Origin of the sequence: Gemmatimonas groenlandica (assembly GCF_013004105.1) — a bacterium.
Classification (GTDB): domain Bacteria; phylum Gemmatimonadota; class Gemmatimonadetes; order Gemmatimonadales; family Gemmatimonadaceae; genus Gemmatimonas; species Gemmatimonas groenlandica.
Window position 1 is genome coordinate 1444932 of record NZ_CP053085.1, and the last position, 20010, is coordinate 1464941.

Annotated in this window: 17 protein-coding genes; all 17 read right to left on the reverse strand. The window is 64.1% G+C overall.

The genetic code is table 11. The annotated features are described in order from the left end of the window. Positions 1 to 8: 8 nt before the first annotated feature. A complete protein-coding gene (gene lpxA, locus HKW67_RS06105) occupies positions 9 to 785 on the reverse strand; it encodes an acyl-ACP--UDP-N-acetylglucosamine O-acyltransferase (RefSeq protein ID WP_171224540.1) in 777 nt (258 codons plus the stop codon). After that, positions 782 to 2110, reverse strand: coding sequence for a bifunctional UDP-3-O-[3-hydroxymyristoyl] N-acetylglucosamine deacetylase/3-hydroxyacyl-ACP dehydratase (locus HKW67_RS06110; RefSeq protein ID WP_171224541.1), 1329 nt, complete (start codon positions 2108 to 2110; stop codon positions 782 to 784). Before HKW67_RS06110 ends, lpxA begins: the two co-directional genes overlap by 4 nt. Further along, entirely contained in the window at positions 2107 to 3261 is a 1155-nt protein-coding gene (gene lpxD / locus HKW67_RS06115; RefSeq protein WP_171224542.1) for a UDP-3-O-(3-hydroxymyristoyl)glucosamine N-acyltransferase, read from the reverse strand. Before lpxD ends, HKW67_RS06110 begins: the two co-directional genes overlap by 4 nt. After that, positions 3258 to 3866, reverse strand: a complete 609-nt coding sequence (locus HKW67_RS06120) for an OmpH/Skp family outer membrane protein (RefSeq protein ID WP_171224543.1) — start codon at positions 3864 to 3866, stop codon at positions 3258 to 3260. Before HKW67_RS06120 ends, lpxD begins: the two co-directional genes overlap by 4 nt. Before the next feature lie 14 nt (positions 3867 to 3880). Then, positions 3881 to 6343, reverse strand: a complete 2463-nt coding sequence (gene bamA / locus HKW67_RS06125; protein ID WP_269141290.1) for an outer membrane protein assembly factor BamA — start codon at positions 6341 to 6343, stop codon at positions 3881 to 3883. Positions 6344 to 6411: 68 nt separating this feature from the next. Continuing rightward, positions 6412 to 8916: an ATP-dependent Clp protease ATP-binding subunit gene (locus HKW67_RS06130; protein WP_171224545.1), complete on the reverse strand. Its 2505-nt coding sequence runs from the start codon at positions 8914 to 8916 to the stop codon at positions 6412 to 6414. Positions 8917 to 8944: 28 nt separating this feature from the next. Beyond that, positions 8945 to 10045 carry a protein arginine kinase gene (locus HKW67_RS06135; protein WP_171224546.1) on the reverse strand — a complete coding sequence of 367 codons (1101 nt, stop codon included), beginning with the start codon at positions 10043 to 10045 and terminating at the stop codon, positions 8945 to 8947. After that, positions 10042 to 10530, reverse strand: a complete 489-nt coding sequence (locus tag HKW67_RS06140) for a UvrB/UvrC motif-containing protein (RefSeq protein ID WP_171224547.1) — start codon at positions 10528 to 10530, stop codon at positions 10042 to 10044. The genes HKW67_RS06135 and HKW67_RS06140 overlap by 4 nt, the downstream gene beginning before the upstream one ends. After that, positions 10530 to 11285, reverse strand: a complete 756-nt coding sequence (locus tag HKW67_RS06145) for an ABC transporter ATP-binding protein (RefSeq protein WP_171224548.1) — start codon at positions 11283 to 11285, stop codon at positions 10530 to 10532. Before HKW67_RS06145 ends, HKW67_RS06140 begins: the two co-directional genes overlap by 1 nt. Beyond that, on the reverse strand, positions 11278 to 12528 hold the full coding sequence (locus HKW67_RS06150) for an FtsX-like permease family protein (RefSeq protein ID WP_171224549.1): 1251 nt from the start codon (positions 12526 to 12528) through the stop codon (positions 11278 to 11280). Before HKW67_RS06150 ends, HKW67_RS06145 begins: the two co-directional genes overlap by 8 nt. 7 nt (positions 12529 to 12535) lie before the next feature. After that, positions 12536 to 14002, reverse strand: coding sequence for a lysine--tRNA ligase (gene lysS / locus HKW67_RS06155; protein ID WP_171227570.1), 1467 nt, complete (start codon positions 14000 to 14002; stop codon positions 12536 to 12538). Between the two features lie 20 nt (positions 14003 to 14022). Then, a protein-coding gene (gene prfB / locus HKW67_RS06160) for a peptide chain release factor 2 (protein WP_171224550.1) occupies positions 14023 to 15148 on the reverse strand; the annotation gives its coding sequence in 2 pieces (ribosomal slippage) (positions 14023 to 15075 and positions 15077 to 15148; 1125 coding nt in all). 128 nt (positions 15149 to 15276) lie between these two features. Next, the gene (locus HKW67_RS06165) at positions 15277 to 15933 is read right to left on the reverse strand and encodes a zinc-ribbon domain-containing protein (protein WP_171224551.1); all 657 of its coding nucleotides are present in this window, start codon (positions 15931 to 15933) and stop codon (positions 15277 to 15279) included. Beyond that, on the reverse strand, positions 15933 to 16961 hold the full coding sequence (locus HKW67_RS06170) for a GGDEF domain-containing response regulator (protein ID WP_171224552.1): 1029 nt from the start codon (positions 16959 to 16961) through the stop codon (positions 15933 to 15935). The genes HKW67_RS06165 and HKW67_RS06170 overlap by 1 nt, the downstream gene beginning before the upstream one ends. A gap of 174 nt (positions 16962 to 17135) precedes the next feature. Next, entirely contained in the window at positions 17136 to 18059 is a 924-nt protein-coding gene (locus tag HKW67_RS06175; RefSeq protein WP_171224553.1) for a hypothetical protein, read from the reverse strand. Beyond that, positions 18059 to 19045, reverse strand: coding sequence for a PorV/PorQ family protein (locus HKW67_RS06180; RefSeq protein WP_171224554.1), 987 nt, complete (start codon positions 19043 to 19045; stop codon positions 18059 to 18061). Before HKW67_RS06180 ends, HKW67_RS06175 begins: the two co-directional genes overlap by 1 nt. After that, positions 19042 to 19920, reverse strand: coding sequence for a GTPase Era (era, locus tag HKW67_RS06185; RefSeq protein ID WP_171224555.1), 879 nt, complete (start codon positions 19918 to 19920; stop codon positions 19042 to 19044). Before era ends, HKW67_RS06180 begins: the two co-directional genes overlap by 4 nt. Positions 19921 to 20010 lie beyond the last annotated feature (90 nt).

Here is a 20010-nt window from a genome sequence, read left to right on the forward strand (position 1 = left end):
CGTGGTTCTCAGAATCCAACGCCTCGCTGGCTCGCTTCGATGAAATCGAGAAAGTGCTGTACGTCAGGGAGCATCGACAGCTCGGCGCGCGCCTTCTCGACACCCTGTCCGAGATTGAGATCGGAGCGGAAGCAGAAGCGATAGGCCCGCTTGAGCTCACGGACCACGTCCTCGTCGAAACCCGTCCGGCGCAGTCCCACCGAATTCAGTCCGAACAGCTTGATCGGATTGCCCACGGCACGAACGAATGGCGGCACATCCTGCGCCACGCGTGAACATCCGCCGATGAACGCGTGACGGCCGATGCGCGAGAACTGGTGCACCGCGCACAGGCCGGAGATCGTCGCCTTGTCCTCGACGGTCACGTGACCGGCCAGCTGCGTGCCGTTGGAGATGATCACGTTGTCGCCGATATGACAATCGTGCGCCAGGTGCACGTAGCTCATCAGGAAGCAGTTGCGACCGACGCTCGTGGTGACCGAGTGGGCCGTGCCGCGATTGATCGTCGCGTACTCGCGCACCGACGTCTCATCGCCGATGTCGACCCACGTCTCCTCACCACGATACTTGAGATCCTGCGGGTCACCACCGAGGATCGCGCCGATGCCGATCTGCACGCGCTCACCGAGCCGCACGTTGCGCTCGAGCGTCGCGCGCGCGGCCACGTGCGTGCCGTTGCCGATGGTGCACTGCGGACCGATGATCGCCCACGGTCCGACCTCTACATCCTCGCCGAGCTGCGCCGACGCATCGACGAGTGCCGTCGGATGAATACGCGCAGTCATCGATCGCGGACCATCGCGGCCATGTCCGCCTCGGTCACGACCTGACCGTCCACGGTCGCGACGCCACGCATCTTGCACATCGTCCCACGGATCTGCAGCACTTCCATTTCGATCCGCAGCTGATCGCCCGGCTTCACCGGACGGCGGAACTTCACGTTGTCGAGCGACAGAAAGTACACGACTTTGCTCGATGGGTCGGCGATGGTGCGCATGAGGAGCATGCCGCCTACCTGCGCCATCGACTCGATGATGAGGACACCGGGCATGATCGGATGTCCCGGAAAATGTCCCTGGAAAAACGGTTCGTTGATCGTCACGTTCTTCAGTCCCACGATCCGCTTCCCTTCCTCGATCTCCAGAATGCGATCGACGAGGAGGAACGGATACCGGTGGGGAAGCACCTGCATGATATCTTCGATGGAATACACGGCGGGCTCCCGGACAGCGTGTTGCACGAGCGCGCGCACCAGGGCGACCGTACCCCGGTGACTCGGTTTGTGAGCGATGATGTGCGCGCGAACGCGCGCACCAGCGAGAACGAGATCACCGACACAATCGAGCGCCTTGTGCCGGGAGAATTCATCGGGCCAGCGAAGCGTGGTATCGACCACGCCATCCGCGTCGAGCACCACCGCGTTGGCGGTGGATGCTCCTTGAATCAATCCTTTCGAACGCAGCGCGTCCACTTCGTGCGTGAATCCGAAGGTGCGCGCCGACGCGAGTTCGCGCGTAAAGCTGTCGGCCGTGACCATGCACTGCGTGCGCTGCGTGCCGATAAGCGGGTGCGGAAAATCGATCGTCACGTCGAGCGAGAGGCCCATGCACGGGCGCGCCTCGTAGACCGAATCCCCGTCGACCACCCGAATTGTTTTCCGCAGCACCAGCCATTCCGGGCGACCGCCGTTGGCGACCAGTCCGGCTCCGCGCAACGCCTCCAGAAACGGAGCGGCACTGCCGTCCATGATCGGCGGCTCGGGGCCGTCCATGCCGATCTCGAGGTCGTCGATCGCGAGGGCACCCACCGCGGCCAGCACATGCTCCACGGTGTGCAGCGCTTCCGGACCGCTCCCGAGCTGCGTACGACGCTCGGCGTCCACCGCGATCTCGACACGCGCCGGGATCGGCGCAGCGCCGGCGATATCGGTCCGCAGAAACACAATCCCGCTTCCCGTCCGGGCAGGCCGGAAGGTGAGACGACACGGCTGTCCGAGGTGAAGACCGATGCCTTCCACGACGGCCTCCGCCCCGATCGTGCGCCGCTGCCCTGCCGGCTCGGATGCGGAGCCGGTGACTGCGCCAGGCGTCTTTCCGGCTTTCGCGATCATGTGCCGCTCTCGTCAGGCGCGCTGTCGGCGCGGCTGTCGGCGCGGCTGTTGGCGCGGCTCTCTCCGTCGCTCGAAGAGAACGGCTTCGAGACCAGTTGCTCGAGGGGGCGCACGATCTTGGCCAAGCGGGCAATCGCTGCCGACGCGCGCAGGTGATCCCGGTGGGCGCGCGCCGGATACCCCGACCACGTCTCGCCGGCCGGGACATTGCCAATCACACCGGCACCGCCAGCCAAATTCGCCTTTGCGCCGATGGTCACGTGTCCCCCGATGCCGACCTGCCCCCCGATCTGCACGCCGTCGCCGATGCGCGTGGAACCCGCTACGCCGGCCTGTGACGCGAGGAAGCAGCCGCGTCCAACGCGGACGTTGTGCGCGATCTGCACCAGGTTGTCGATCTTGGTGCCGGCTCCGATGATCGTGTCATCCACGCTCCCGCGGTCGATGCAGCTGTTCGCGCCCACCTCGACGTCATGTTCGAGAATGCAGCGCCCGGCGTGAGGAATGCGCACCACGCCGTTCGCCTGCGGCACAAAGCCGAAGCCCTCGCGTCCAACCCGAGCGCCGGCGTGCAACGTCACGCGGTCGCCCAGCTCCGTGAACGGATACACGACCGCGGTGGAGTGCACCCGCACGTCCCTGCCAAGCACCGATCCGGCCCCGATCATGGCGTGGGCGCTGATCCAGCTCCCATCACCGATCACCACCCCTTCGCCGATGACGACGAATGGATCGATCGTCACGCCTTCGCCAAGCCGTACATCGTTCGCTATGACGGCGGACGAGTGTACTCCTTGGGCGCGCGGCTCCTTGCGATGAAAACGCGCCAGCAACGCGACCATGGCGTCGACCGGTTTGGCCACGACGATGCGGGTCGACGGCGTGCCCGCCAGCTCGGCCAGCTCGGGGGAAATCAGCACCACGCCAGCCCGTGAAGTGGCGAACCACTGACCGTACCGGAGATGCGACAAAAAGCTCAGCTCGTTGGGGCCTGCCCGGTCGAGGGGGGCAATACCCCGCACTTCGATCGACCCGTCGCCGACGAGCACGCCACCCACCTGCGCCGCAACGGCAGCGGCGGTGATGGGCTCTCGCCCATCACCGCCGCCTGCCTGCGGGTCCTTGGAGCCGCCGCTCACTGCGGCGATCACGCCGTGGGCGGCTTCTTGGTGTTCAGGCCTGCCGGAGCGCTCGTCGGACCAGCGGGTGCCGGCTTCGCGGCGGCCGGCGCAGCGCGCGGTGCGGCCAGGCGGAGCTTTGACACGACGCGATCCGTGATGTCGAGATTCTTGTCGGCCGAGACGATCAGCGAACCCGCCGCCACGTCGAAGATGAAGGCGAAACCGCCTTCAGCGCGGATGTCGTCGAGCACCTTGCGCACGTTGTCCATGATCGGCTGCATGAGCTCGGCTTCACGCGCCTGCGCCTGCTCCTGCATCTTCTGCACGCGATCCTGATAGTCCGCCTGCTTCTCACGAAGCGTCTTCAGGCGAGCCTCCTTCGCGGCCGGCGACAACGACACTTCTTCTTTCGCATACACTTCCTGCAGGGTGTTCAGCGAATCGGAGAGCTTCTGCACGGCCGCGCGCATGGACGTCATGTCCTTGTCGAACTGGGCCTCGGCTTCGGTACGGCCCGGGGCGGACTGCAGGATGGCCGCAGAATTCACGTAGGCGAACTTCTGCCCCTGAGCGGAAGCCAGGGCGGGAACGCCGAGCACCAAGGCGCAAGCGCCAACGAACGAGGAAAGACGCATAGAATGTCCTGAGTTTAGAAGAGCTGACCAAGTCGGAAGTGGAACTGCCACTTGGGATCGGGCCGGATACGTCCGGTTACCAGGTCCAGCGTGGTGCGATCAAAGCCATACGCCATATCCAATCCAAGCGGCCCCAGCGGCGTAACGGTAGATACCCCGAATCCAGCGGAACGGAAGAGCCGGGTGGGGTTGATCTGCCGCGCCGACGCCCAGTTGTTGCCAGCGTCTGTAAAGGCGTTGAGGTAGAACATCTGGTTGAACCGGATGCCGACCTCGCCGGTGAGCGTCATGAAGGCGTTACCGAACGACGCCGGATCGGAGCGGTACTGATCCGTATTCGGATTGAACCCGACCGGGGTAATCGAGAACTCCGGGTAGCCACGCAACTGCTGGCCGAACATCACGCCGCCGACCGCAAACTGCTGCTGGAAGAAGAACGGCCCCGAGTTGCCGAACAGGCTGCCGGCGCGCGCCGTGAGGCCCATCGTAAACTTGATAGGCTGCGAACCCGGGTTCGTTCCACCGAGCTGCCCAAGCAGGGTGTATGCGCGCATTTCCGTGGTGACGCGCTGAAAGTTCACCGTGCCGCCCAGAGGACCGCCGCTGAAGTCCGCCGTCACCGTCCGCATCGATCCGCCCGTCGCGAAGGGCAGGTCGATGCGCGTGTCGTACGTGTACTCCAGGCCCAAGTTCGAGCGGAAGCAGTTCTTGGTACAGGTGTTCTGAATCGTGCCCGAGGTAAACGTGGCCGATTCACCATTGTACGACACGGCCATGGTCGAGAAGTAAGACCACGGCACAGGCAAACCGAATCGCAGCTGCGAACCGGTGCGGATATTCTGACCGAGGTTGCCAACGATGAAGCGGGACTGCGTACGATAGGCACTGATCGCGCCCGACACGCGGGAGCCGCGCAGCGCTGGGTCAGTATAGGTGGCCGTGAAGTCGTTGAAGAAACGCCCGTACTGCCAGTTCAGCTTGCCCTGCTTGCACAGACCGAAAAGGTTGGGCTGCTCGAGACCGATGAAGCCACCAAATCCAACGCCGCCCTGCCCCATCGACGCGCCGAAATTGATCGAGCCGGTCCGCTTCTCCTTCACACGGAACACGATGTCGACGTCGCCCTGATCATTCACCGGACGGTAATCCGGGAACGGCATCGGCGACTCGAAGAAGTTCATGTTGCCGATGCTCTGATAGCTGCGGATCAACGCGGCCTGATTGAACACGCCACCCGGCACCAGGAAGATCTGGCGGCGAATGCAGTCGTCGGCGGTGAAGTCGTTCCCGAGAATCTCGATGCGGTTCACAATCGCCGGATTCTTTTCGTCGATTTCCCAACGCAGGTTCACGGTCGGAATTGAATCCGGCCCCTCGACCGTACGCTCGAGCACGGGATTGATGCGCGCGTAGAGATAGCCGTTGTTGCGGTACTCGGCGTTCACCTTTTCGATGGCATCGTCCCACTTGTGCTGATCGAAGATGCCTTCAGGCGCCGCGGCTTCACGCTTGATCAAACCTTTCACGCGTTGCGTCAGCGTGGGGTCATTGCCTTCGAACGGATAAAACTTCTTCAAGTCTTCCGTGGGAAAGCGGCGATTACCCGCCACTTCGAAGGTGCCGATGCGATAGCGCGGCCCTTCCTCGATCCCGATCTGCACCAGTCCTTTTCCCTTCTCGCGATCGACGATCAGCGTGTCCTTCGAGATGCGCATGTCGACGTGGCCCAGTCGCGAAAACAGCGCCGGGATCCGCTCGCCGAGGTCCCCGACGTACTTGTCTTCGTCGAATTCGCCCTTGCGGAACCACCAGAACCCTTCGGGCTTGGTCTTCATCGCCGACACGACCTGCTTTTCCTTCACCGACGTATTGCCCACGATGTCGATGCCGGCGATCGCCAAGCGGCGACCCTCGTCGACCGTGTAGGTGATGCCAATGCGATCGTCGTCCATTTTCACGGAATCGATCGTGACACGCGCGAGGTAGTACCCAGCCGCCTCGTACGTGGAGTCGATGCGTGCCCGCGCCTTGGCGAGCATCATGGGATCGATCGGGCGGCCGATTAGCAGGTCGATCTTGTCACGGACCGACCGCTCAGAGACGTTCTTCGGGCCCACGACCTTGATTTCACCAAGGATCGCGCGCTCCCGTACCTGAATGACGGTCAGCACCTTTTCCGGCACGCTCTCGAGATCGCAGAGCAGCTGGACATCGTCGAAGAGGTTCAGCGCGTACAGCCCCTTCATGGAGCGCTGAATCGACGGGAAGTTGAGTGGCGTCCCAGGCGTGAGGCCCATCTCGCCACGGATTCGCGCATCAGGCGTTCGCGTGTTGCCACGGATCGCAATGGAGTCGGGAGACGCACAGCGCCCCGTCACGTCTTGGGCGGCCGCCGCACGAGGGGCTACCGCAGACGCACACAGGGCGATACCGGCCAACACCAACCGGGCCGTTCTTTGGGGGACGCTCTTCAGCATAACCTTTGAATATACACCGAAACGGCAAGCGGCCGGACCCCATGGGTCCGGCCGCCGCTGATCCTGCGTTACGCCTGAGGCGTAGGGGACAGGACGCGGAACTCCAGTTTCTCCTTCTCCGTGGTCGAGACCGCGACTTCGATCTCATCCCCCTTGGAGAACTCGCCCAGCAGGATCTTCTCGGACAGCGGATCCTCGATGTACCGCTGAATCGCCCGCTTGAGCGGACGAGCGCCGTAGTGCTCGTCGTGCCCGTGGTCGACCAAGAATTCGGTCGCCGCGTCGGTCAGCTTGATCGTGATCTCCTCCTCGGCCAGACGCTTCTGCACGTCGGCGAACAGGATCGACACGATCTTCGAAATGTGCTCCTTCCCGAGCGGGTGGAACACGATCACGTCGTCGAGACGATTGAGGAATTCGGGGTTGAACACCCGCCCCATCTCCTCCTTCACCTTCTCCGAAATGCGCTCGAAATCCCCGCGCGCATCGTTGCCGGCAAAGCCCAGCGACTTGCCCCGCGTAATATCCTTCGCGCCCACGTTCGACGTCATGATGACGACGGTGTTCTTGAAGTCGATTACCCGGCCGTAATTGTCGGTGAGGTGACCCTCATCGAGCACCTGCAGCAGGATGTTGAACACGTCCGGGTGCGCCTTCTCGATTTCGTCGAGGAGGACCACCGAGTACGGCTTGCGACGCACGGCCTTCGTGAGCGTCCCGGAGTCTTCGTAGCCCACGTACCCCGGCGGCGCACCAATGAGCCGCGACACGGAGAACTTTTCCATGTACTCGCTCATGTCGACGCGGATCAGGGCCGACGTATCGGCAAACAGGAACTTCGCGAGGGACCGCGCCAGCTCGGTCTTACCGACGCCCGTGGGCCCCGAGAAGATGAACGAGCCGATCGGACGACGCGGATCCTTCAAACCGGCGCGGCTGCGGCGGATAGAGCGGGCCAGCGCCTTGATGGCCTCGTCCTGACCGACCACCGACTGGTGCAGCTCGTCTTCCATCCGGAGCAGACGGGACGTTTCGGCTTCCTGGAGACGCGTGACGGGAATGCCCGTCCAGCGACTCACGATGAAGGCGATCTCCTCCTCACCCAGCGTGGGGCGATGCGACTGACGCCGCTGCTCCCAGTCCTCCTGCTTGCGACGGATCTGCGCCTGCAGATCACGCTCGTTGTCGCGCAACGAAGCCGCCCGCTCGAAATTCTGATCGCGCACCGCCGCTTCCTTGTCGGCGTTGATCGCTTCCAGCTGTTCCTTGAGCTCCGCCACCTCGGCCGGTGGGACCTGAGCCGCCAGTCGAGCCCGCGCGCCCGCCTCGTCGATCACGTCGATCGCCTTGTCCGGCAGGAAGCGATCGGTGATGTAGCGCTCCGACAGCTTGGCCGCGGCGAGCAGCGTCTCGTCGGGGATGTTCACGCGGTGATGGTCTTCGTACTTCTTGCGAAGCCCCTGCAGAATCTGCACGGTCTCGTCGATCGAGGGCGGCTCGACCACGACCGTCTGGAATCGACGCTCGAGCGCTCCGTCCTTCTCGATGTACTTGCGATACTCGTTGAGCGTAGAGGCACCGACGCACTGCAGTTCGCCGCGCGCGAGCGCCGGCTTCAGCATGTTGCTGGCGTCGATCGCGCCTTCGGCCGCACCGGCACCCACGAGCGTGTGCAGCTCGTCGATGAACAGAATGACCTGCTTGTTCTGCGCGATCTCGTTCATGACCGCCTTGAGGCGCTCCTCGAACTGGCCACGGTACTTCGTGCCCGCGATGACCGCCGCCATGTCGAGCGACAGCACACGGTTGTCGCGGAGGGAATCCGGGCAATCGCCATTGGCGATGAGTTGCGCCAGTCCTTCCACGATGGCCGTCTTGCCCACACCGGGTTCGCCGATCAGCACCGGGTTGTTCTTCTTCCGGCGCGTCAGCACTTCCATGACCCGCTCGATTTCCTTCGCGCGTCCGATCGTGGGATCGAGCTGTCCTTCCGCAGCAAGCTGCGTGAGGTCGCGGCAGAAATGATCGAGGGCCGGCGTCTTCGACTTCTTGTCACCCTTCGCCGGCGCCGCGGACGGCGGCACGCTGCCGGCCTTCTCGGCCTGCGGCGCTTGCCCACCCTGTGGCATTTCCGTGCCGAGCAGACGCAGCGTTTCCGTGCGCGCCGCTTCGAGATTGACGCCCGCGTCAGTCAACACCTGCGCGGCGATCCCCTTCTCTTCACGAAGGAGGCCAAGCAACAGGTGTTCGGTACCGACATAGCTGTGATTGAGATCGCGGGCTTCCGCCATCGCGAGCTCGAGCACCTTCTTGGCGCGTGAGGTATACGGCAGATCAGGTCCGGTGGCCTGAGCCGCTTTCCCCTTCTTGACGGTGTCCTCGATTTTCTGGGTAACGTCGTCGAGATCCACGTTGAGGTTTTGCAGCACCGCCGCCGCAACGCCCTCACCCTCGCGGATCAGGCCGAGCAGGATATGCTCGGTGCCCACATACTCGTGATGCAGACGTGCCGCTTCCTCGCGTGCCATCGCGAGAACCTTCCGCACCCGCTCGGTGAAGTTGTAGCCGTTCATCGTCCCCTCAGGGTCGTAGGGAAGCGGATCATTCGACGCCGCCGCCTTCGCTCACCAATACCTGCCGCACGTATTTGGCGCGCGCCAGATTGGTCTCGCTTTCCGTCAACGTACGTTGCTCGAGATGAGCAAGATGCGCCGACTGGGCAAAGATCAGGAGCTTGTTGAGTGTGTATACACTGAGCCCAGTGATCAGTTTCAGGCCAACCGCCAGACGTACTCCACTCAGGTAGTTCATGGCCTCGTCGAAGGTCAGACTGCGGGCATACCGCAGCGTCCCATAGGCGCGCCACAACTTGTCCTCGATAATATAGCCCGCGTCGCGGACGAGGACACGTCGCGCTTCCTCCTCGCGTTCGATCACGTGGCGTACGACGCGGACCAGAAGGTCCTGCAGTTCTTCTTCCGACCGCCCCAGTGTCGTCTGGTTCGACAGCTGAAAGAAATTCCCGACCACTTCGCTGCCTTCGCCGTACAATCCGCGATAGGTCAGCCCCATCTGCTGCAGCCCGGACAGCACCTTCCCGATCTCCTTGGTCAGCACCAGGCCGGGCAGGTGAATCAGGACCGAGGCCCGTAGACCCGTTCCGGCGTTGGTCGGACAGGCCGTCAGGAAGCCGAACTCCCGGTGAAAGGCAAACGGCACCTGCGAGCCGAGTTCCTGATCCAGCCGGTGCACCGACTCGAAGGCCTGGGGTACCGCGAATCCCGACCGAAGGGACTGCAGTCGGAGATGGTCCTCCTCATTCACCAGCAGACCGACCGACTCGCCGAGAAACACGGCAGCGCCGGATCGGATCGGATGCTGCGGATCGAGTCCGGCCAGCTCCTTGCTGACCAGATGGCGCTCGTGCAGCAACTGCCGGTCGACCGTGGCCAGCTCCTCGAGTCGCACCAGCAAGCTCCCGCTGAGCGAAGGAACGGCGCCGAGGGCATCGCGAACCTGAGCCAGCATCCGCAGTCGCTCACCGTCACGGGCGCGACCGGTGAACGCATACCCCGACACGTTGCGCGCCAGCCGCATTCGGGTCGAAATCACGATGTCCGAGTTCGGGCCGGACGCGTCGAGCCAGCGCACCCCACCATCGGGCAGGAGCGACAGATCGAGAGCCGGTCGGGGGGGCGTCATTCGATCACCTTGATGCGGTCGCGCAACTCGGCGGCCAGTTCGAACTGTTCCGTGTCAACCGCGCGCTGCAGACGATCGCGCAGATCATGGATCGAATCGGGCTTGGGCGTCGCGACGTGGGTGACGGGCGCGTCGTAGCGCTGTCCCACATGCCGGGAGCTACCATGCAGTCGCCGCAGCAGCTCGCGCAGGCTCTTCTCCATGGCGTCGTAGCAATGCGGGCAGCCCAGACGACCGGTTGCGCGGAAATCGCGCGCGGTGGCCCCGCAGAACGAACACGCGGCGGCGTCCTCACTGGTGGTGGACGCCTGCTGCTGCACGGCCTGCAAAATATCTCCGAGCGGGTGCTGGGCCACCGCGACGGTGGTCTCGACCCCCTTCTCCGCCGCACACTTCTCGCAGAGATGGAGCTGCGTGACCGCGTTGTCCACGATGCGCGTGAGATTCACGACGGCGTCGCGCTCTTTGCAGTTGTCGCAGATCATCAGCCCTCCGTCCCGAGACCGTTCGTCACCACCAACCGTCCTCCTTCCAACAATAGCGCCCGATCGGCTCGGGCAGCCAGCGACTGATTGTGGGTCACTACGACCAGACCCAACGAGAGATCACGAGCCAACTCCGAAAACAAGTCGTGGAGCCGCTCGGCGTTATGTAGATCCAGATTGCCGCTGGGCTCGTCGGCCAGAAGCAGCGCGGGCTCGGCAGCTAGCGCGCGCGCCACTGCGGTGCGCTGCTGCTCGCCGCCCGACATCGCGCCGGGGCGATGATGTCGACGCGCCGTGAGCCCAACGCGCTCCAGCAGATGCTCGGCCCGCTGCTGCGCAATACGGTCGGCCACACCGGCAATCCGCAGCGGCATCATCACATTCTCCAACGCCGAGAACTCGCGGAGGAGATGATGAAACTGAAACACGAACCCGACCGCACGGTTCCTGAGCTTGGCAACGGCCTCGTCGTCGAGCCCACCGACACTGTGTCCGGCGAGGTCGATACGACCCGCCGACGGCCGCTCGAGCGCGCCGAGGACGTGCAACAGCGTGCTCTTGCCCGCCCCGCTGGCGCCGACCACGGCGACCATCTCGCCCCGCTTGACGGTGATGGAGACCTCGTCGAGGATCCTGATCACGCCGCCGTCTCCGCCGAGGAACTCCTTGACGAGTCCCACGGCGTGGACCACAAGCGGTTCGCCGACCGGCACGCCACCGATGGATGCTTCGTCCAACGACAGCGGCTCACTCATGGCGAATCGCGTCGACGGGGTACAACCGGGCCGCCTGCGCCGCCGGATACAATGTCGCGAGCGCCGTGATGACGAGGCTCGACACGATGATCAGCAGCACATCGGGAAACTGAATGGCGACAGGTAGGTGATCGATGAAATACACCGACGGATCAAGGGAAATCAGCTGGTACTTCTCGAGCAGTAGCGACAGGAAGAGCCCGATCGCGACGCCACCTCCCGTACCTACTGCTCCTACAACGATTCCCTGATACAGAAAGATCCGACGGATCGACTTGGCCGGCATACCCATCGCCCGGAGAATACCAATCTCACGCGTCTTGTCGGATACGACCATCGTGAGCGTGCTGACGATGTTGAACGCGGCGACGACCACGATGAGCAGCAGGATGACACCCATGCCGAGCCGCTCGAGCTTGAGCGCCTGGAAGAGCGAGCGGTTCTGCTCCTGCCAATCGATAGCGCGCACGGGAGCCTTGAGGTTCGCACGGAGCGAATCGGCTACCGCCGGCGCCTGCCACCGATCGGCGGCGCGCACCTCGATGCCGGTCACGTCGTCGCCGAGTCCGGAAAATCGCTGCGCCGCCGCCAGCTCGAGATACAGGTACGCGTTGTCGTACTCATACATGCCGGTTTCGAAGACGCCCGAGACGACCGCACTGTCGAGACGGGGAATGATCGCGCCCGTGCTGGCGTTCATATCGAGCCCCGCCGCGCCCACCAAGACGATCGTGTCGCCGGGAAACGCATTCAGCTTCGAGGCCAACAGCTTGCCGAGGACCGCGCCCGGCAATGACACACTGTCACGCGTGAACCGGAAGTCGCCGAGGATCGCGTGCGATCGAATCGTGGTGACGTCAGCTCCCGCGACGCCGTCGGCCTGGATGCCCATCACCTGTGTGCCGGTCATGTAACCGGACAGGTTGCGGACCATGCCCTGCGTGCTGACAAATGGCGCCGCCCGCACGACGCCAGGCGTCGCCGCGACCGCCTCGCGCGTGTCGCGCCAGTTGGTCATGCGCATGCCGTCGCCGTACGGCAACACGTGTACGTCAGGACTGCCCACGAGAATCTTCTCGCGAAGATCGCGCTGCAATCCGTTCATCACGCCCATGATGACGATCAGCGCACTGACGCCGACCAGCACACCGCCGATGGCGATCACGCTGATCAGCGATAGGAGGCGCGACCCGCGGCGACTGCGCAGGTAGCGCCACGCGATCGACAACTCGAGGCCAGTCACGAAATGATCACTCGGGGCGCATGGTGGGGAACAGGATCACGTCGCGGATGTTCTGCGTATCCGTGAGATACATGAACAGGCGATCGATGCCGATGCCGACTCCGCCGGTGGGGGGCATGCCGTATTCCATCGCGCGCAGGTAATCGTCATCCACGCCCGACGCCTCATCGTCACCGGCGTCGCGCAAGCGCGCCTGCGCCTCGAACCGTTCACGCTGATCGATCGGATCGTTCAGCTCGGAGAATGCGTTGGCCAGTTCCTTACCGCGCGCAAAGAGCTCGAAGCGCTCGGTCAGACCAGCCGGCCCGCCGCGCTTGGGCTTCGCCAGCGGTGAGAGCTCGATCGGATAGTCGACGACGAAGGTGGGAGTATCGATCTTCGACTCCACCAGTTCCTGGAACATCTCGTCGAGCACTTTCGGCCGGCTCAGCGTCGCCACCTTCTGCACGCCAATTCGCTCGGCCGCCTGGCGAAGCGTGGCGTCGTCGGCCGCCATCACATCAATGCCGGCCGCCTGCGACAGCGAGGGCACCCATTCGATGCGCGGGAACGGCGTCACCAGCACCGGGACTTTGTCGCCCACGATCGGAATCGAGCGGATCGCATCGGCGGCGGCCACCATGAGCGTTTCCACACGCTCCATCATCGTGGTGTAATCGGCGAACGCTTCGTAGAACTCGAGCATCGTGAACTCCGGATTGTGCGTCCGGTCGATGCCCTCGTTGCGGAAATCATGGCCGATCTCGTACACCCGCTCGAAGCCACCCACGATCAAACGCTTCAGATACAGCTCGTCCGCGATGCGCAGATACAGCGGCATGTCGAGCGTGTTGTGGTGCGTGATGAACGGACGCGCAGAGGCGCCGCCGTACAGCGGCTGCAGCACGGGCGTTTCCACTTCGAGATAGTTCAACCCGTCGAGATGCGCGCGGATGCTGCGCGTGAGCACCGAGCGCGCACGGAACAGCGCGCGCACCTCAGGATGCACCGCGAGGTCGGCATACCGTTGACGCGCCCGCTGTTCGGTATCGGAGAACCCAGAGTAGCGCACCATCTGCCCGTCGACCATCTGCTCCTTGCCGAACGGCAGCGGCCGCAGCGACTTCGAGAGCAGCGTGGCCTCCTTCACCTTCACGGTGGCTTCGCCGGTCTTCGTACGCATCATCGAGCCGCGTACCCCGACCCAGTCACCGAGGTCCCAGGCGTTGAGCTGCGTCCAGGCGTCTTCCCCGATCTCGTCACGCCGGAAGTACAGCTGCACCCGACCGTCCATATCGGCCAAGTGCGCGAACGCCGTCTTGCCCTGGCTCCGCCACGAGGTGAGTCGACCGGCCACCGTCACCTCGGGGCCCTCGTCGGACGCGCCGAGTGCGGCGACGGCCTCGGTGGCGGTGTGCGAGCGGTCGAACGAGTACGCGAAGGGTTCGGTGCCCGCCGCGCGTAACGCGTCGAGCTTGTCGCGACGCGCCTTCATCAGGAAATTCAGATCGTCGCTCACAGCGGGCGCCCCTCCGCCTGCTCTTCGCTTTCCTGCTTCAAGTAGGCTTGGATGAACGGATCGATCCCGCCGTCCATGACCTTCTGAACATCGGCGATCTTGAGTTCGGTGCGGTGATCGTTGACCATCGTGTACGGTTGAAAGACGTAGCTGCGGATCTGGCTGCCGAACGACACGTCCTGCTTGTCGGCATCGAGGAGGGCCTTGGCGGCGGCGAGCTTGTCGGACTCGCGCTGATACAGCTTGTTCTTGAGCTGTTTCATCGCGGTCGCCTTGTTCTTGAACTGCGAGCGCTCGGCCTGCGAGGCGCAGACGATACCGGTCGGCATGTGCGTGATGCGCACCGCCGACGACGTCTTGTTGACGTGCTGTCCGCCGGCACCCGAGGCGCGATACACATCGATGCGGAGATCTTCGTCGCGGATCTCGATGTTGATCTCTTCGTTCACGACCGGATACACGAACACCGACGCGAAGCTCGTATGACGCCGCGCCTGCGAGTCGAAGGGCGAGATGCGGACAAGGCGATGCACACCCGACTCCGGACGCAGGAAACCATACGCGTACTGGCCCTTGATCTCGATCACCGCGCCCTTGATGCCCGCCTCTTCACCCTCGCTGAGGTCGAGCATCTCGAGCTCGAAGCCTTTGCGCTCGGCCCAGCGCGTGTACATGCGCATGATCATCTCCGCCCAGTCCTGCGCCTCGGTACCGCCGGCGCCAGCGCTGATTTCGATCTGCGCATCGCGGAAGTCATCGCGCCCGCGTAGCAGCGACTTGAGCTCGAACGCGTCGAGCTCCTCGACAATGCGCTCGGTCTCCGCGTCAAGGTCCTTGGACATCGCAGCGTCCGGCTCGAGCGCGAGCAATTCATCGATTTCGCGCGCCGATTCGATACGTGCGCTCAGCGAGTCAATCGGCTCGATCCAGCCCTTGAGCACCTTGACCTGCTGTACGATGTCCCGCGCATGCTCCTGATCGTTCCAGAAGGCGCCATCGGACATCTCATTCTCATACGCGTTCAGCGTCGAGCGCTTGGCGTCGACGTCAAAGATACCTCCGCATGTCCACGAGCCGCTCTTCCGACCGTGTCAAGACCTTCAGCCGCTCTCCGTCCTGCATGCCGTGCCTCCAGATACGACGCAGGCCGCCCTCCGCGCAGGAGAGCGGCCCGTAGTGTCACCAGCTGTTACCAGCATTCGAGTGACATGGAAGGTACCCGGAGACGGCACTGGCTTCCAGCGGCAGTATCAGAAGAGACGGCGGCCGCCCGCGAGTATCTCGTTGAGCGCTTCCTGAAAGTACGGCGAGTGCTCGGCGACGTCCCGGCCGACCTGCTCGACGTATTCCTCGTAGCTCTTCTTGATCTCTTCGCGAAAGAGCTGACGTAAGGTCCCGTCGCGCAGTCCCTCGTCGCGCTTCTGCGGATGATACGCCACCAAATCGGAGACGAGAGCCCGAGCGAGACGACGGGCGCGCTGCGCCGGATCCGCGCGCAAGAACGGATTGATCGGACGTTTCCCGAGTGCCGGCGTCGCGGTGGCCGGCGACGACAGCGGAGTCGTCGTCGCCGGCGTGAAGGTGGCCGTTGACGTCGCCGTTGACGCGCCCGCCGGCTGGTAGGCGGCGGGCACCGTTGCCGGCGCGGGCGGCGTCATGACGCTGGCCGTCTGGGGCAACGGAGCAGTCGCCGGAGTCGTAGCAATCGGCGTCAGGCGCGATTGCCCATTTCCGAACGGGGCGACCGCGGCGCTGGACGACGCGGGCGTCACCGACACCGGCAACGTCCCGCCGCCGATGGCAATCACGCCCCCACACACGGAGCAGCGCGCGCGCACACCCGTGGCTGGGACCTTCGCCGGATCGACGCGAAAGACCGACTTGCAGTCCGGACACGACACCGTCATCAGACGCCCCCTACACTGCGAATGCCCTGACGCGCACGAAGCGCGTCGATGGACGCCCCGGCAGACACCGGAGCCACGGGTTCATCCCGCCGACGATCAACCGCCCAGACGGAACCTGACAGTGTCTTCGCGTAACTCTTCATTTCCGTCGCCAACTCGCTGACCTCGATGCCCCGTGTAAAATGCCGGCGCTGATTGGTGACGACGCCGACCGAGAGCGTCATCAGCGGAACCCGATGCAACTGGCCGCGCCGATCCTTGCCGAAGAAATATCCCACACGACGGTCCTGCTCGGAATACTGCCACGGAATGAGTTCGTCAAATACGCGGATCACTTCGTCGCACACCCGGGGGACGGCCGCGAGCGGGATGGTGTAGAGGAAGTCGTCACCACCGATGTGGCCGACGAAGCCGTCCTCGACACACAGGCCCTTCACCACGTCGTGGAGAATCCGCGCCAGCAGCCGGATCACCTGGTCACCGTGATGGTAGCCGTAACGGTCGTTGAATTCCTTGAAGTGGTCCAGGTCGGCGTAGCAGGCCGCAAATTTCTCCCCGGACGCCACGCGCCGGCTCAGTTCCGCTTCGATTTCCCGCGTGCCTGGTAGCCGGGTGGACGGATGGACGTCGGTGTCGCGATCGCTGCGTCGCAGCATGGCTGACAGTCGCGCCGTCGCCTCCTGATCGCTGACGTCGGCACGAAGCACCTCGTCCGCATCAGCGTCGAACGCCTCGGCGAAGCGTCCCGCCGAGACGATCACAAGTACCGGGACGATCGCGGTGTAGGCATCGCGCTTGAGGCGACGGCACGTGCCGACCGCGAGCGCCTCCCAGTCGGCATCGCCACGCGCGTCGATCAGGATGAGTCTGGGACGCGACTTCATCGCCTGGGGGCAGACGCCCGCGGCATCGGCGGTCTGCTGCAGAGGAATGCCTGACGATACCCACCACGCGGTCAACCACGACGGTTCATCCTGACCGAGGGTCAGGTGAACCGCGACGTGCTCGTTGAAGCCGGGTGTGGTCATCGTCGAAGCGTGGATCGGGAGTGAGGGTGGGCGGAAGCCCCTCGGAGCGAGCGGAAGTGTGGAACCTCGCTCAAGAAAGGACGATCACCTCATCCCGTTCGCCACGATGTGTCGGCGGTCACATCAACCGTCACAAAACGAAGATGACGGCGGGCCCCGAGCCGAAAAGGCTGTCTAGCGGCGCTCGGGGACGAGACGAATGGCGGTTCGCAGCTGACGCCGCCCATCGCGAGGGTCACCCACCGGTTCGACGACGGTGTGAATGCTCTCCATGCTCATTCCGACCACGCCGGCGCCCCCAAAGCGTCGCACGCGGACGCTGACATACGCGTCGATCAGGCTGACCAAGTGATTGGCCCCGATCAGTCCGACGTAGTTCACCGCGCGCTGTACACTCCGGTTCGCGCTGGCAATGGTTTGTGCGTAGACATCTCGCTGGAGCTGCGCGTCGCGCCAGCTCCACTGAAACGCGGCCGGCACCGCCCGCGACTGGTAGAACGCGAGCGCTCGCTGGTACTCCGCACTGCCGACGGCAGGTGCGACGGCCGGATTGAGCCAGTACGTTTCGCGCGCCAGCAGCCAACGCGCCCCATTGTAGGTCGATTCGTCGGTTTCGGGATCAATGCTACCACCGGGAATACGATCGAAGGCACCGCTCTCGAGGTACTTCTCCATCGACTCGTAATAGTCCCAGCTGCCGCGCGGGCGCTCGCCCCCGAACGGCTGTCTGGCGACCTCAAATGCCAAGGCGCGATACGCATCGCGATCCCGATTGGCGTCCCGTCGCGCGCGGACCTGCTGCAGGATGAGATAGCCTTCGGCCACGAGATAACCCACGCTGCGCTGCTGTCCCATCGCGAACTGACCGGCACCGGGCACCACACCCGAGAGGACCGGCGCCCACCACGGCGCTCGAGCTCCCGAGGCCGGACGCCAGGCCTGACTGACGGCGGCGGGAATGGCGGCGCTGTCCGCGCGTGCCGTCGGTGGCGCCACGGCCACGCGGAGGGCCACCGGTGTCCCGCCTTGCGCCAGCGCGACGGATGCGGTGAGGCACACATACAGACCGCTCGCCGCGATGCGGATTCGGCGACGCATCAGAAGCGGGCCCGCAGCGAAATGTACGTGGGTGGCTCTCCGAGCTGCGACGATGCCGCATCGAACCGACGAGCAAGATCGAGCGCAAAGCCACCACGTTGAAAGCCGAAGCCGATGGACGGCCCCTTGGCGTCGCCAGGCTGCAGCTTGTAGCCCCCGCGAAGGAACGCGACATCCCGATACCCCAGAACGACACCAACTCCACCGGCGGCCCCGTTCAGGGCGGCGGCGCTCTGCACGTCCAAGGTGACATCGAGCGATGCCCCGGCCGCGGTGAGAGACTGCACCGGCACTCGTGCCATGCCGCCAACCTGAATGATGCGAGGAAGCGGATCCGCCTGCTCGGCATCCTTCACCTGCAACGCGGGGCCAAGATTGCGCACCGACGCGCCGATCGTGATCGGGAGACTCGTGGGCAGCACATACTGTGCGCCCAGATCCAGGGCGCTCGTGGAGCCCGAGATGACCGGCACGTTGCCGCAAATGCCCGTGCACTGGAATCGCAGCATGATGAACTTGTACGTCACGCCAGCGCTCAATCGTTTCCCGACGGGTGTCGCGTACGAGAGCGCGAGTTGGTAGTTCCGATTCGTGATCGTGCCGATCTCGGTGCCATTGACGGGGTCCGTCGCCGCCTGGTCGCCGTAGTTCACCAAATACGCCGATGCTGCCACGGTCCCGAGAACGCGCGATGGGATCGCAAATGTCAGCATGTCGCTGGTGGCGATCAGCGTCTGCGAGTGGTGCACGGCCAGTTCTTTCTTGCCGATGCGCGCGAGGGCGGCGGCATTCCACCACATCGCTTCCGTACCCAAGGTGGAATCGGCGACGACCGCTTCACCTTGCGCTACGGCGTGCGCGCCGAACGGCACCAACAGAAATAGGCCACCATTCTGCGCGTGCGCCGACGTCGCGGCGCTCGCGCTGACCGCGACGACGGCAAGCGCACGTACACACCGCTCGATCCACGGCCGACCGCGTCTCACGTCTTTTCGTTCGGGTCGCCGTACCCCAGGCGCAACACGGCATTGCGATTCCGACGCCAGTTCGGGAGCACCTTCACCCACAGATCGAGATACACGGGCTGCCCGACGAAGCGCTCGATTTTCTCGCGCGCTACGCGGCCAAGCTTCTTGATCTGCTGTCCGTTGGCTCCGATCACAATCCGTTTCTGGCTGTCGCGTTCGACGTGCAACACTGCCCGAATGTACAGCGGAGTAGAGCCCTCGCGGAACTCCTCAATTTCACACGCGAGCGCATGGGGCAATTCGTCACCGAGTTGTTCGAGCGCGGTTTCGCGCACGAACTCGGCACAGAAGAACTTCACCGGTTGCGTGGAGAGTTCATCGGCCGGGTACAGGTACGGACTCTCGGGCAGTCGCTCCGTGATGGCGTTGACCAATCGATCCATGCCATCACCCGTGTGTGCCGACAGCAGTACGGCCTCGGGATAGTGCTCGAGCAGCGCAAACTTTTTCGGCTCGTCGATCAAGTCGATTTTATTGAGTGCGAGCAGCACCTTGGCGCGCGGTGCGCGCTCGAGACCGGCCGCGGTGGCGAAGTCGGCGGGAATGGTGGCCGTGGCATCGACGACATGCACGAGCACATCGGCGTCGCGCACCGCGGCGAGCGCCGCATTGCGCATCGCGCTATGCAGGGTGTCTTTCGGTTCGAGCAGACCAGGCGTGTCGAGAATGACCATCTGCGTGTCATTCTCGGTCCGCAGCCCGAGGATGCGGTGGCGAGTACTCTGCGCCTTGCTCGACGTGATCGCGAGCTTCTCACCGACGAGTCGGTTGAGCAGGGTGGATTTGCCGGCATTGGGGAATCCGGCGACCGTAACGATACCAGCCCGTGTCATGAACTCAGGTTCGGGTGAATACGACTTGGGAGTGAAGGGTAGTGATACACAGAAGCCCCCGCCACCGGAATCCGTGAGGATCGGTGACGG